The following is a 13,669-nucleotide window of genomic DNA, read 5'->3' on the forward strand; positions in this document are numbered from 1 at the left end:
GCGAACGTTGGTCGAAAGCGCCGGGTACACGTGGTTCCCGGAGGGTAGGCAGCCAAGGACCGGGGGTTCCGGCGACCGATTGCGGGGTGCGGCAACGCCGCACACCCCGCAATGAGTCGGCCCGCGGCGATAGAGTGATGGCACGGTCACGTTGGCGTCCGACAGAGCTTCGGCGTGGCGACCCCCTGATACGGGGTTCCGCGAGAAGCGGCGGCGACGGACACGGCACGTGAGGAGCAGGGATGTTCGAGCGGTTCACCGACCGAGCACGACGGGTTGTCGTCCTGGCGCAGGAAGAAGCCCGGATGCTCAACCACAACTACATCGGCACCGAGCACATCCTGCTCGGCCTCATCCACGAGGGTGAGGGCGTGGCGGCCAAGGCGCTCGAGAGCCTCGGCATCTCGCTGGAGGGTGTCCGCCAGCAGGTCGAGGAGATCATCGGCCAGGGCCAGCAGGCGCCGAGCGGGCACATCCCGTTCACGCCACGCGCCAAGAAGGTGCTGGAGCTGTCGTTGCGGGAGGCCCTGCAGCTCGGGCACAACTACATCGGAACCGAGCACATCCTCCTCGGCCTGATCCGGGAGGGTGAGGGCGTCGCGGCCCAGGTGCTGGTGAAGCTGGGCGCCGACCTCAACCGGGTCCGCCAGCAGGTCATCCAGCTGCTCTCCGGCTACCAGGGCAAGGAGCCGGCCGCGGCCGGCACCGGCGCCCCCGGGGAGGCCGCTCCGTCCACGAGCCTGGTGCTCGACCAGTTCGGTCGCAACCTCACCCAGGCCGCTCGCGAGGGCAAGCTCGACCCGGTCATCGGCCGGGAGAAGGAAATCGAGCGCGTCATGCAGGTGCTCTCCCGCCGCACCAAGAACAACCCCGTGCTCATCGGCGAGCCCGGCGTCGGCAAGACCGCCGTGGTCGAGGGGCTGTCCCAGCGGATCGTCAAGGGCGAGGTGCCCGAGACCCTCAAGGACAAGCAGCTCTACACCCTCGACCTGGGCGCGCTGGTCGCGGGCTCCCGCTACCGGGGTGACTTCGAGGAGCGCCTCAAGAAGGTGCTCAAGGAGATCCGCACCCGCGGCGACATCATCCTGTTCATCGACGAGATCCACACGCTCGTCGGGGCGGGTGCCGCCGAGGGCGCCATCGACGCGGCGAGCATCCTCAAGCCGATGCTGGCCCGTGGCGAGCTGCAGACGATCGGCGCGACCACGCTGGACGAATACCGCAAGCACCTCGAGAAGGACGCCGCCCTCGAGCGGCGCTTCCAGCCGATCCAGGTGGGTGAGCCGTCGCTGGCGCACACCATCGAGATCCTCAAGGGCCTGCGGGACCGCTACGAGGCGCACCACCGGGTGACGATCACCGATGCCGCCCTGGTGGCCGCGGCGACCCTCGCCGACCGCTACATCTCCGACCGCTACCTGCCGGACAAGGCGATCGACCTGATCGACGAGGCCGGGGCCCGGATGCGCATCCGCCGGATGACCGCGCCGCCAGACCTCCGCGACTTCGACGAGCGCATCGCCCAGGTCCGCCGCGACAAGGAGTCCGCGATCGACGCGCAGGACTTCGAGCGCGCCGCGCAGCTGCGGGACAAGGAGAAGCAGCTGCTCGGGCAGAAGGCGCAGCGCGAGAAGGAGTGGAAGGCCGGCGACCTCGACGTCGTGTCCGAGGTCGACGACGAGCAGATCGCCGAGGTCCTGGCGAACTGGACCGGCATCCCGGTCTACAAGCTGACCGAGGAGGAGACGGCCCGCCTGCTCCGCATGGAGGACGAGCTGCACAAGCGCCTCGTCGGCCAGGAGGACGCGGTCCGCGCGGTCTCGAAGGCGATCCGGCGCACCCGGGCCGGCCTGAAGGACCCGAAGCGCCCGTCCGGCTCGTTCATCTTCGCCGGCCCGTCCGGCGTGGGGAAGACCGAGCTGTCCAAGGCGCTCGCCGAGTTCCTCTTCGGCTCCGAGGACTCGCTCATCCAGCTCGACATGTCCGAGTTCCACGACCGGTACACGGTGTCCCGACTCGTCGGTGCGCCCCCCGGATACGTGGGCTACGACGAGGGCGGCCAGCTGACCGAGAAGGTCCGCCGGCGTCCGTTCTCGGTGGTGCTCTTCGACGAGATCGAGAAGGCCCACCCGGACGTGTTCAACACCCTCCTGCAGATCCTGGAGGACGGCCGGCTCACCGACGGTCAGGGCCGCATCGTGGACTTCAAGAACACGGTGATCATCCTGACCACCAACCTGGGCACCCGCGACGTGGCCAAGGCCGTGTCCCTGGGCTTCCAGGCGTCGGAGGACAACGAGTCGAACTACGAGCGGATGAAGCAGAAGGTCAACGACGAGCTGAAGCAGCACTTCCGCCCGGAGTTCCTCAACCGCATCGACGACACGATCGTCTTCCACCAGCTCATGCAGGACCAGATCCTCGGCATCGTCGACCTGATGATCGCCCGGATCGAGACCCAGCTGCGCAACAAGGACATGGGTCTGGAGCTGACGGACAACGCCAAGAAATTCCTGGCGAACAAGGGCTACGACCCGGTGCTGGGCGCGCGGCCGCTGCGTCGCACGATCCAGCGCGAGATCGAGGACTCGCTGTCCGAGCGCATCCTGTTCAACGAGCTGCGCCCGGGCCAGATCGTGGTCATCGACTGCGAGGGCGACCCGGCCCAGTTCGAGAAGTCCAAGCTGGTCTTCAACGGGGCGGACCGCCCGGGCGCCGTGCCCGACGCGGTGCCGGCCGAGCTGGCCGGCGGCGGCTCGGACGAGGCTTCGGCCTGACGTCTCCCGACCGTCCCGCACCACCGCACCACCGCACCATCGCACTGCCTGCACGTCCCGAGGCCGCGCCGCGAATTCTTCGCAGCGCGGCCTCGGCCTTTTGGTGCGGCCCGCCCTCCGTCGGCCGCCTCGCCATTCGCCCGGTCCACTTTCCGTGCGGGCCTGGTGTTGCGCCCGGTTTCGACTCGGTTGACCGGTTCGGCGCGATGCCCGCGCGCCGCTTTCGCTTGTGGCCTTGTCCGCCTCCGGGCGCCCGGCGTTCCATTCGCTTTTCGGCCATGTCGCGATTTGGCGTGTCGCGTTCTTGCACCTTTTGGGTGCGGCGTCTCTTCGATGCTCGGGTGGGGATTTTGTCGGGTTCTTCAGTCGTACAAAGGACTCGAAATGCGCGATCTCCCGACCGGGACGGTATGTTGCGCGGCGTGAGTAAGGGGCGGTTCCCGTGTGAGTCCGGACGATTCGTGCGCCGGGCGGCGGGGCGGCCCATCGCGCGGCCCGGGCTGATGGCCCGGCTGGATGACGCCGACGAGCTGGTTGTGCTCGTGGGCGGTACGGGGGCCGGGAAGAGCACGCTGCTCGACGCCTGGGTGGTCGGGCGCGGGGGAGTCTTCGTCGACCTCGCGTGCGAGTCGCTGGACGCGGTGCCCGACGACGGGATCGTGGCCGTCGACTCGGCGACGGCCGAGGACGTCGCGGCGCTCAGGGGGCGCCGGGGTGTCGTGGTGGCCGTCGAGCACGATCCCGAGATCGCCGGGGTCGTCCGGGTCTCGGCTCGTGAGCTGGGGTTCGCCGAGGACGAGACCTACCAGGTGCTGGCCGCCGCGTTCGGCGACGCCGAGGCGGCCGACGCGCTCGCGCCCGATCTGCACCTGCTGACCAACGGGTGGCCGGGGCTCGTATCGCTCGCGGCCGCCTGGCTCGCCCAGCACCCGGCCCTCAAGCGGCGGGAGCGGCTGGTCGCGCTGGCCCGGTCCGAGGTGGGGCTCGCCGAGTACCTGATTCCGGCCGTCGTCGCGGGGCTCACCGAGCACGACCGGGAGCTGGTGCGGCGGATGGCGGGGCTGCCGGGGCTCGACGCGCGTACTGCCGACCGGCTCGACATCACCGAGGACCTCGGGCCCGTTGCGCCTTTCGTGCAAGGGCTGTTGCGTCGGCCCGGCTGGTTCGTTGTGCCGGAGGGATGGAAGGCGGCGCTCAGGGCAGAGTTGCCCTTGAGCGCCGCCGAAGCAGAACGTCTGGCCGGCGGCTTCATGGCCGTTCTCGGTCAGGGCCGCTAGTTTTCGCGGACGGCACCGTTTTCGCGGACGGCACGGGTTTTCGCGGACGGCACCGTTTTCGCGGGCGGCGTCGTTTGCGCGGGCGGTGGCGTTTGCGCGGGCGGTGGGTGCCGCGCGCGGTGGCGTCGTAGAACTAGGCGGCCGGCATGTAGTCGGTCAGCAGGGCCGGGGTCAGGCCCGCGTTCGAGATGGCCTGCAGCGCCGCGATGAAGTCGTCCGCGAAGCGGTCGCGGAAGTGCATCAGGATGATGTCGCCCTTCTGCACGGACTGGCCCTCCTGGTAGCGGACGATCCCCTTGTCGACCGTCTCCTTCCAGAAGAAGCCGGCCTGCAGACCGCAGTCGCGGGCCACCTTCAGCGTGGTCGAGTCCTTGTCGCCGAAGGGCGGGCGGAAGAGCTTGGGGCGCTGACCGTACAGCCCGGCGAGCTGGTCGGCCGAGCCGCAGATCTCGCGCTTCTGGAAGTCGTACGACTTGCCCTTGAGGTTCGGGTGCGTCAGCGTGTGCGCCTCGATGTCGGCGCCGGCGTCGCGGAGCTCCTTGAAGTAGCCCGGGTTGTCGCGGATCGCGTTGATCGTCAGGAACAGGGTGACCTTCACGCCCGACTCGCGCAGGAGCTCGAGGGCCTCCGGGCGCTTCACCCAGCCGTCGTCGATGGTCAGGAACGCCACCGGCTGATCGGTCGGGATGCGGGAGTAGTAGGCCGCGCCCGCCCCGCTCTCCGGGAAGTTGATGCGCACCGGGGTCGGGGCCGCGCCGAACTTGGGCAGGCGGCTTGCGAAGGTGTTGCCGGGTGGCGGGGCCTGGGTGGTCTTCGTCGCGCCCGGCTTGCCGTTCGCGTTCGGGTTCGCCGAGCCGGAGGCCTGGGGCGCGCCGTCGTCGGCGGTGTCGGTGCTGGAGGTGCCGGGCGCGGCCGACGCCGAGGCGCTCGAGCCGCTGCCGTTGAGCTGGGAGTGGCCGGGTGCGGCCTCGTCGTCGCAGGCGGTGACCGCGAGCGCCAGCGCGGTGACCACGCCGATCAGCGCCCCGAGGCGGCCCGTTCTGCCGGTAACAAGCACGAACCTGAGACTAGCGTTGGAATTCGGTCAAAGGGCCACCCCTTTTGGCCATCTGCTCCGGTGAATAACGCCACCCGGCGGGGCTGCAACCTAACCCGGCGGGGTGTACGTCTTCTCCCGCCGTTCGCGAGCCGCTGACGAGCGTGTCGTCACGCGCACCGGGGCTGGTCGGCCGCTGGCGCCCGCCTCGCGCCGGCCGGTCCACGCGCGGGTGCCGGCCGTTCCGCGCGGGCCGCTCTGCGCCAGCCGCTCTGCGCCAGCCGCTCTGCGCCAGCCGCTCTGCGCCAGCCGCTCTGCGCCAGCCGCTCTGCGCCAGCCGCTCTGCGCCAGCCGTTCTGCGCCAGCCGTTCTGCGCCAGCCGTTCTGCGCCAGCCGCTCTGCGCCAGCCGCTCTGCGCCAGCCGCTCCGCGACGGACGCTTGACGCGTGTGTGCGGGGTGGCCAAGGCCAAGGCCGGCCAAGGGTGGGCGCGTGGGGGCGGGTGGGCAAGGCCGTGGGGAGGCGGTGGTTCAGCCGGGCAGGGTGTACGTGTCGGCTCGCCGGTTCACCAGACCGTCGACCAGCAGGCCGTGCAGCGCGCGCCGGCGTTGGTCGGCGTCGGGCCACACGGCGTCGAGGCGCTCCGCGGGGACCGGGTCGTCGCTCGCCCGCAGGACGGCCATGAGCAGCCCGCGGACGTAGCGGTCCGTGCCGTGGTACCGCTGCGAGGGCCGACCCTTCTCGTCCGACGGCGGCGAACCGGCGAGCCGCCACGCGCAGACGGCGGTCAGCGGGCACTCGGCGCAGCGCGGGGCGCGAGCCGTGCAGACGAGCGCGCCCAGCTCCATGAACGCGATCGAGGCGCGGGCCGCCGCCTCGTGGTCCTCCGGCAGCAGGACCTCGACGGCGCGCAGGTCCGCGGGCGTGGTGTTCGCGCCGCCGTCCGCGGTGCCGGCGACCGCGCGGGCCACGACGCGGCGCACGTTCGTGTCGACGACGGGGTGGCGCTGGCGGAAGGCGAACGCGGCCACGGCTCGGGCCGTGTAGACGCCGATGCCGGGCAGCGCGAGCAGCGCCTCCACGTCGTCGGGCACCACGCCGCCGTGCCGCTCCACGATCGCGGTCGCGCACGCGTGCAGGCGCAGGGCGCGGCGCGGGTAGCCGAGGCGGTCCCAGGCGCGGATGGCCTCGCCGGGCGGGTCGGCGGCCAGGTGCGCCGGCGTCGGCCAGCGCTCCATCCAGCGCTCCCAGGCCGGCTCGACCCGCGACACCTGGGTCTGCTGGAGCATGACCTCGGAGACGAGGACGCCCCACGGGGAGGCGCCGGGCCGACGCCAGGCGAGGTCGCGGGCGTTGGCGTTGTACCACCGCGTCAGGGTGGACGCGATGGCGGTCTGTGCATTCGGGTGACTGGCGATACGCAAGGATATAGCCCGTGAACGAGTACGCCGTCACGGTCATCGGCCACGACCGGCCCGGCATCATCGCCGATGTCGCCGAGATCCTGGCCCGCCTTGGCCTCAACCTGACCGACTCGACCATGACCCGCCTGCGCGGACACTTCGCGATGACGCTGGTGTGCTCGGGGCCGCCGACCGGTGCGGAGATCGAGGCGGCGCTGGAGCCGCTCACCGCCGACCGGACGCTGCTGGTGACCGTGCGCGGGGTCGTCGAGGAGCCCGCCTACGAGCCCGCCGGCACCCACCACGTCGTCACCGTGCACGGCGCCGACCGGCTCGGGATCGTCGCGACGCTGGCCCGCACCGTCGCCGAGTGCGGCGGCAACATCACCGACCTGACGACGCGGCTCTCCGGCAGCCTGTACGTGATCGTCGCCGAGGTCGACGTCACCGACGCCGAGCGGCTCGACGAGGCCCTGCGCACCGCGGCGCAGCGGCTCGGCGTCGAGGTCGCGATGCGCCCGGCCGACGCGGATCTCCTGTGAGCGCTCGGCAGCGCGAAGCCGGGTCCGAGCACCGGGCGGCGCTGCGAGGCGCCGCGCACTGCGGGGCGGCGGCTCGGCGTCGAGGTCCCGACGCGCCCGGCGGTCGGCGGCGCGACGCCCGGTCCGAGCACCGGGCGGCCACGGAGGTGGCGGCGTGAGCGGGGCGGTCCTGCCTGTCGTTCGCGCGCCCGCACCGGTTCTCGGCACCGCCGCCGAGCCCGTCGACCCGGCCGACCCCGAGATCCTCCAGCTCGCCGAGGACCTGCTGGCCACCATGCGCGTCTCGCCCGGCTGCGTCGGGCTGGCCGCGCCGCAGGTCGGCGTCGGCGCGCAGGTGTTCGCCGTGGACGTGACCGGGCACCCCAAGGCGCGCACGGTGCACGGCGCCTTCGTCCTGTGCAACGCCCGGATCGTCGAGGCGTCCCAGTGGCAGAAGGGCCGCGAGGGGTGCATGTCGGTGCCGGACCTCACCGGCGACGTCAAGCGGGCCAACCGGCTCGTGGTGGCGGGGTATGCACCGGGCGGTACCGAGGAAATCGAGATCACGACCGACGCCTTCGAGGCGCGGGCCCTGCAGCACGAGATCGACCACTGCGCCGGGCTGCTGTTCCTCGATCGGGTCGCGGGGGCGCATGCGGTATATGCCCGGAAGGTTTATCTCTGAGCGGCGAGCCTTCCCGACCTCGGGGCATTCCCTCGATACGGTGAGTGCATCATGAAGCTGACGGTTGGCCCACTGCCCGCCGGCGTCTATTGGCGGCGCCGGGCGATCATCGGTGGCGTGCTCGTCGTCGCGTCCCTGATGCTGTGGGCGTCCTGCGGCGGCAGCGGCGGTGACGACCAGAAACAGACTCCGGCCGCGGCCTCGGCCGGCCCGGCGACCGGCGACCCGACACCGACGGTGACGATCCAGGTGCCGACGACCGGCGGAGCGCCCGACTCCGCGGCCCCGCCGGTCGCCTCCTCGGCCGCCGCGCCGCCGGCGCCCACCGCCACGGTGCCGCCGTGCGCCGACGCCGACCTGACGCTCGTGGCCTCGCCCGAGCAGGCGGTGCAGTTCCGGGGCGCCTACCTGAAGTTCTTCCTGAAGATCAAGAATGTCGCGACCCACGATTGCGTGCGGGATCTCGGCGCCGATTCCCAGGAGTTGTACCTCCAGGTCGCGGCCAGCAAGATCTGGTCCTCGGACGCGTGCGACCCGCCGCACGGCAGCCAGCTGACGGTGCTGAAGCCCGGCATCGAGGTGCAGTTCAGCACCACGTGGAGCGGGAAGGCGACGAACAACGGCTGCGCGAACCGGGAGACGCCGCCGGCGGGCAAGTACGAGCTGGTCGGCCGGCTCGACACCAAGCTCAGCGAGCCCGTTCAGGTCCAGCTGACCTGACGGTGCCGAGGGAGTGACATCAGGCCAGGGTGACCAGCCGCGGACCTGGCAGCGTCGGCGCGCAGCGCCCAGCGGTGTCTGGCGGGAGCGACGGTCCGCACCACGGCGGACCCGAGTCCTGCCGCTGTCAAAGCTTGTTCGCGATCTGCACCTGGTCGGGGGCGAACGCGGCGAGGGCGGCGAGCTGACCGTCGGGTGTGCCGTTGAAGTCCCGCAGGCGCACCGCCACCCCGACGCCCCGCGTCCGCCGCTCGTCGAGCCTGGCCAGCTCGCGCAGCACGTTCTGGTCGATCCAGGCCGGGTCGGTGCCGGTGCGGTCGAGGCCATCCAGCAGCCGTACGACCAGGAACCGCTCGTCGCCCACCTCGATCGCCGCCACCTCGCCGACCCGGGACCAGGGCAGAACGAGCGTGCGCACCCAGCCGGGCCGCAGGGTGAGCGCGAAGTGGTTGGCCCCGACCCGCGGCCGGCGCAGCACCGCGAGCGCGATCGGCACCGCTCCCACCAGGGCCAGGCCGGCCGTCCACATGGGAACGTCGGCGAGCGGGTTGTGCGCGCCCGAGTCCAGCGTCTCGGGTTCGTCGCCGAACAGCGCGCGGACGAGCAGGACGGCGAGCGTCGCCGACACGGCATACCACGCCAGGGTTCCTAGCGACCGGGACGGAAAACTCCGTCGCCACTCGATCCGCTCCGGACCGGCCACCGGCGAGAAACCCCTTGGCTTTCGAAAATCAACCGCCGTCCATTTGTGGAGGGCATCCGACCACTCTACGGGCTGGGTCGATACCGCACCAGCACCTGGTGACCGGGCATCCGTAGACTGTGCGGGTGCCGATTGACCGCGAGCCCGGCAGGGGCGCCGCCAACACCGGCCTCATCGGGGGCTGGGCCGCCGCGCTGCCCGGCGCCGACCCCTTGCGCGCGACCCTGGCGCTGATGGCCCCGGGCACCGTGCTGCGTGACGGCCTGGAGCGCATCCTGCGCGGCCGGACCGGCGCCCTCATCGTGCTCGGCCACGACCGCGTGGTCGAGCAGATCTGCACCGGCGGCTTCCCGCTGGACGTCGAGTTCTCCGCGACCCGGCTGCGCGAGCTGTGCAAGATGGACGGCGCCGTCGTCCTGTCGAGTGACGGCACGAGAATCGTCCGGGCGGCCGTGCACCTCATGCCCGACCCGACGATCCCGTCCGAGGAGTCGGGCACCCGCCACCGCACCGCCGAGCGGGTCGCGAAGCAGACCGGCTACCCGGTGATCTCGGTGAGCCAGTCGATGCGGATCATCGGGCTCTACGTCAACGGCCAGCGTCACGTCATCGACGACTCGGCCGCCATCCTGTCGAAGGCCAACCAGGCGCTGGCGACGCTGGAGCGATACAAGCTGCGCCTCGACGAGGTCAGCGGCACCCTGTCCGCCTTGGAGATCGAGGACCTCGTCACCGTCCGCGACGCGGTGGCCGTGGTGCAGCGCCTGGAGATGGTGCGCCGGATCGCGGACGAGATCGCGGGCTACGTCGTGGAGCTCGGCACCGACGGCCGGCTGCTGGCCCTGCAGCTCGAGGAGCTCATGGCCGGCGTGGAGGCCGATCGGACCCTGGTCATCCGCGACTACATCCCCGCGGGGCGCCGCACGCGCTCGTCCGACTTCGCGGTGGACGAGCTCGACGCGCTGACGGCGACGGAGCTGATCGACCTCGTGGCGGTGGCCAAGTCCCTCGGCTACCCGGGGGCGAGCGACGCCCTGGACGCGGCCGTCTCCCCACGCGGCTTCCGCCTGCTGGCGAAGGTGCCGCGGCTGCCGAGCCTCGTCGTGGACCGGCTCGTGGAGCACTTCGGCAGCCTGCAGCGGCTGCTGGGCGCGACCGTCGAGGACCTGCAGGCCGTCGAGGGCGTCGGCGACGCGCGCGCCCGAGGCGTCCGCGAGGGGCTGTCCCGGCTCGCGGAGGCCTCGATCCTGGAGCGCTACGTCTGACGGCCCCGGCCTCGTCGACCCCGGCGGTCCGTGGGCACGACGGTGAGGCGCTCGGCCGGTTCCGCCTGGGCTGACCACGAAGGTCCACGCCGCGGCCGGCGGGCGGACAACCCGGCCACCCGCTACGCCGAACCCGCCGCCGTCGTCTGGCTGCCAGAACCGGCAGGGCGGTGCCTAGACGTCCTCCGCCGTTGCCTTCACCGCGTAGTGCAGGGCCGTCCGCACGTCGTTGACCTCCAGCACCCGCATGCCCGGCGGCGTCACCCCCGTGGCCGCGGGCCCGCAGCCCGGCGGAACCAGCGCGAAGCGGAAGCCGAGCCGCGCCGCCTCGGCCAGGCGGCGGGGAACCGCGCCCACCCGCCGGACCTCGCCCGTCAGCCCCACCTCGCCCAGCGCCACGAGGTCCGGAGGCATGGGCAGCTCGTGCGCCGCGGAGGCCGCGGCCAGCGCCAGGGCCAGGTCCGCCGCCGGCTCGGTGACGCGCAGGCCGCCGACGGTCGCCGCGTAGACCTCGCGGTCGTGCAGCTGGATGCCCGCGCGGCGCTGCAGGACGGCCAGGACCATGGCCAGGCGGGCCGAGTCGAGGCCGGAGACGGTGCGGCGGGGTGAGCCCGGCATCTGGGCGCCGATGAGGGTCTGCACCTCGGTCACGAGGGCGCGGCGGCCCTCCATGGCCACGCAGACGCACGTGCCCGAGACGGCGTCCGCGTAGCGGGTGAGGAAGAGGCCGCTCGGGTCGGGCAGGCTCGTGATGCCGCCCTCGTGCATCTCGAAGCAGCCCACCTCGTCGGCGGCGCCGAAGCGGTTCTTGAGGCCGCGGACCATGCGCAGCGACGAGTGCTTGTCCCCCTCGAAGTTGAGGACCACGTCGACGAGGTGCTCGAGGACCCGCGGGCCGGCGACGTTGCCGTCCTTGGTGACGTGGCCGACCAGCACCGTGGCCAGGCCGCGCTCCTTGGCGATGGCGACCAGGGCCGCGGTGACGGCGCGGACCTGGGTGACACCGCCCGCGACCCCGTCGACGCCGGGGGCCGAGACCGTCTGCACCGAGTCGAGGATGAGCAGGCCGGGCTTCACCGCGTCGAGGTGACCGAGGACGGCCGAGAGGTCGGTCTCCGAGGCCAGGTAGAGGCGCTCGTGCAGGGCGCCGATGCGCTCGGCCCGCAGGCGGACCTGGCTCGTGGACTCCTCGCCGCTGACGACCAGCGACGGGCTCTCGCCCTGCAGTGCCCACTGCTGGGCCACGTCCAGCAGGAGGGTGGACTTGCCGACGCCGGGCTCGCCGGCCAGGAGCACCACACCACCGGGGACGATGCCGCCGCCCAGGACGCGGTCGAACTCGCCGACGCCGGTCGGGCGGGCCTTGGCGGGGGCCGCGCTGATCTCGGCGATCGGGCGGGCGGGCTCGAGCGGCGCGCGGGACGGCACGGAGCGCAGGGCGGCCGGACCGGTGACGGCCGCGCTGCCGGCGAGCTCGAGGATCGCCCCCCACTCACCGCACTCCGGGCACCGGCCGATCCACTTGGGTGGCCGATGCCCGCAGACGTCGCACTGATAGATCGAGCCCTTGGTCTTCGTCACGACCCCAACCTAACGAAGGGGTACGACAAAAAACCGGGCTTACTCCGCGCCACCCTCGCCGTGCACGACCGGGCTCGGCTTCGGCAGCGGCGTGCCGGGCGGCACCATCGGCAGTTTGGGCAGCTTGATCGTGGTCGTGCTGCCGTCGGCGTAGGTGAACGTGAGGGTCACGTTGTTCAGCGCGCCGCCGGGCGGCAGCGGGTCGCCGGTCAGCTTGTCGACGGCCAGGTACTGCTCGCCGCCGTTGTCGCGGGCGAGCAGCGCCACCCCCGAGACGGGGATGCTGACGGCGATCACCGACGAGCCCGCGGAGGTCGGCGCCGGCGACGACGCGGCGGCGGCAGGCTCGGAGGGCGACCCGGACGGCTTCTTGCTGCCGGAGGGAAGGGCGGCCGGCGCCGCCGGCGAGCTCGGGGCCGCAGCCGGCTGCCGGCCGCCGACGAGGACGATCGTGCCGTTGTCGCTCGTCGCGCCGGTCAGCTTCACGGCCTGCTGGGCATTGTTGAACAGCCGGATGTTGAGCGGGACCGTCGAGCCGGGCTTGTACCGGTCGGCGTAGGCGATGCCGCCGTCGCGGAGTGCGATCTTGTTGTCGGCGCTCTGGGCGTTGACGCCCGGCACCGCGGCCGTCTGCTGATCGGTCTGGGTGATCTGACCCGAGCCGCAGGCGGAGAGCAGGCCGACGCCGAACGCGGCCGTTGCCAGGAGCGCGGCGCCCAGCACCGTGCGGCGGCGAGCCAGCGGCTTGGCCTGAGTCGAACGCGTCACCGTGATTCCTCCAAATCAAGGGGCAGCCGCACTACAGCCTAGATGCCGTTGATCGGTGGATTACGCGCACCCTGGCAATGGTGACTCAATCCAGATTCAGGCCGCTGATCAGGAGAAACACGACATCGATCAGGGCGACGGCGATGACGGCGAGAAACGGGGCCCGCGATGTTGTGTCGCGACTCATGCGGTACCACCCCCAGGAAAGCGCGATGAGTGACACCCCGAGCGCCGGCCAGAACAGCACCGGCGGCGGACCCGGGGGCCCGAACGCCAGCGCGGCGGTGGCGGCCGGCAGCAGTACCGCGGCCGCGGCCAGCGACCCGCGGCGCCCGAAGCGCTGCGGGAGCCCGCGCACCCCGGCGCGCTCGTCGGCGTCGAGGTCCGGCAGCGTGTTGACGAAGTGCGCGCCCGCGCCCAGCAGACCGCCGGCGGCGAGCAGCCACAGCGGCGGAGTCTTCCCCGCGCCGAGCACGATGAACGCGGGCAGGCAGGTGAAGGAGACGGCGTACGGCACGACCGAGGCCACCGTCGACTTCAGGGGCCAGTCGTAGAGCAGCGCCGAGGCGAGCGCGAGCGCCGACACCAGCCCCGCCGCCCAGCCGGAGAGGAAGCCCAGCGGCACGCACACGGCGGCCGCGACGGCACCGAGCACCGCCACGAGCCGCCGGGAGACCTTCCCGGCCGCCACGGGCTTGTCGCAGCGCCCGGCCGCGGCGTCCCGCTCCGCGTCGAGGGCGTCGTTGACCCATCCGATCGACAGCTGACTCGCCAGGACCGCCGCCCCGGCCGAAATCACCCCGCCGATCGGCCGGTCCAGCCCGAGGGAGAGCAGCACGGCCACCGCGGTGACCCCGGCGGCGGGCTCTGGATGACTCGCCCGCAGGAGCGGGATCGCAACCCACATCCGGCAAGTGTGGCGGGTGGACGGGTG

Annotated in this window: 12 protein-coding genes; 6 read left to right on the forward strand and 6 right to left on the reverse strand. The window is 72.3% G+C overall.

What is annotated here, in order from left to right; translation table 11 throughout:
• Positions 1-242 precede the first annotated feature (242 nt).
• Complete coding sequence (locus tag ACQP2P_RS01265; RefSeq protein ID WP_433612415.1) at positions 243-2,777, forward strand: ATP-dependent Clp protease ATP-binding subunit; 2,535 nt, start codon at positions 243-245, stop codon at positions 2,775-2,777.
• A gap of 422 nt (positions 2,778-3,199) precedes the next feature.
• Positions 3,200-4,054 carry a hypothetical protein gene (locus tag ACQP2P_RS01270; RefSeq protein ID WP_433612417.1) on the forward strand — a complete coding sequence of 285 codons (855 nt, stop codon included), beginning with the start codon at positions 3,200-3,202 and terminating at the stop codon, positions 4,052-4,054.
• 133 nt (positions 4,055-4,187) lie between these two features.
• Here the strand turns inward: ACQP2P_RS01270 and ACQP2P_RS01275 are convergent, their stop codons facing one another.
• Together ACQP2P_RS01275 and ACQP2P_RS01280 are read right to left on the reverse strand one after the other, a co-directional pair.
• Positions 4,188-5,111, reverse strand: a complete 924-nt coding sequence (locus ACQP2P_RS01275; RefSeq protein WP_433612419.1) for a polysaccharide deacetylase family protein — start codon at positions 5,109-5,111, stop codon at positions 4,188-4,190.
• 508 nt (positions 5,112-5,619) lie between these two features.
• Complete coding sequence (locus tag ACQP2P_RS01280; RefSeq protein ID WP_433612421.1) at positions 5,620-6,513, reverse strand: A/G-specific adenine glycosylase; 894 nt, start codon at positions 6,511-6,513, stop codon at positions 5,620-5,622.
• A gap of 11 nt (positions 6,514-6,524) precedes the next feature.
• On the opposite strand from ACQP2P_RS01280, the gene ACQP2P_RS01285 reads away from it, so the two are divergent.
• The 3 genes from ACQP2P_RS01285 to ACQP2P_RS01295 all read left to right on the forward strand — a co-directional run bounded on the left by ACQP2P_RS01285 (position 6,525) and on the right by ACQP2P_RS01295 (position 8,418).
• Entirely contained in the window at positions 6,525-7,034 is a 510-nt protein-coding gene (locus ACQP2P_RS01285; RefSeq protein ID WP_433612423.1) for a glycine cleavage system protein R, read from the forward strand.
• A 154-nt stretch (positions 7,035-7,188) separates the two neighbouring features.
• Positions 7,189-7,698 (forward strand): peptide deformylase, encoded by a 510-nt coding sequence (def, locus tag ACQP2P_RS01290; RefSeq protein ID WP_433612425.1) that lies wholly within the window; start codon positions 7,189-7,191, stop codon positions 7,696-7,698.
• Positions 7,699-7,749: 51 nt separating this feature from the next.
• The gene (locus ACQP2P_RS01295; RefSeq protein ID WP_433612427.1) at positions 7,750-8,418 is read left to right on the forward strand and encodes a hypothetical protein; all 669 of its coding nucleotides are present in this window, start codon (positions 7,750-7,752) and stop codon (positions 8,416-8,418) included.
• A 127-nt stretch (positions 8,419-8,545) separates the two neighbouring features.
• Here ACQP2P_RS01295 and ACQP2P_RS01300 read toward each other — a convergent pair whose 3' ends face one another.
• Positions 8,546-9,046 (reverse strand): hypothetical protein, encoded by a 501-nt coding sequence (locus tag ACQP2P_RS01300; RefSeq protein WP_433612429.1) that lies wholly within the window; start codon positions 9,044-9,046, stop codon positions 8,546-8,548.
• A gap of 200 nt (positions 9,047-9,246) precedes the next feature.
• On the opposite strand from ACQP2P_RS01300, the gene disA reads away from it, so the two are divergent.
• The gene (gene disA, locus ACQP2P_RS01305) at positions 9,247-10,386 is read left to right on the forward strand and encodes a DNA integrity scanning diadenylate cyclase DisA (protein WP_433612431.1); all 1,140 of its coding nucleotides are present in this window, start codon (positions 9,247-9,249) and stop codon (positions 10,384-10,386) included.
• A 174-nt stretch (positions 10,387-10,560) separates the two neighbouring features.
• Here the strand turns inward: disA and radA are convergent, their stop codons facing one another.
• The 3 genes from radA to ACQP2P_RS01320 all read right to left on the reverse strand — a co-directional run bounded on the left by radA (position 10,561) and on the right by ACQP2P_RS01320 (position 13,642).
• On the reverse strand, positions 10,561-11,967 hold the full coding sequence (gene radA / locus ACQP2P_RS01310) for a DNA repair protein RadA (protein WP_433082269.1): 1,407 nt from the start codon (positions 11,965-11,967) through the stop codon (positions 10,561-10,563).
• Between the two features lie 39 nt (positions 11,968-12,006).
• Positions 12,007-12,735 (reverse strand): hypothetical protein, encoded by a 729-nt coding sequence (locus ACQP2P_RS01315; RefSeq protein ID WP_433612434.1) that lies wholly within the window; start codon positions 12,733-12,735, stop codon positions 12,007-12,009.
• A gap of 85 nt (positions 12,736-12,820) precedes the next feature.
• Complete coding sequence (locus ACQP2P_RS01320; RefSeq protein WP_433612436.1) at positions 12,821-13,642, reverse strand: UbiA family prenyltransferase; 822 nt, start codon at positions 13,640-13,642, stop codon at positions 12,821-12,823.
• Between the last annotated feature and the right edge of the window lie 27 nt (positions 13,643-13,669).

Origin of the sequence: Dactylosporangium sp. CA-139114, from assembly GCF_050955725.1 — a bacterium.
Taxonomy (GTDB): domain Bacteria; phylum Actinomycetota; class Actinomycetes; order Mycobacteriales; family Micromonosporaceae; genus Dactylosporangium.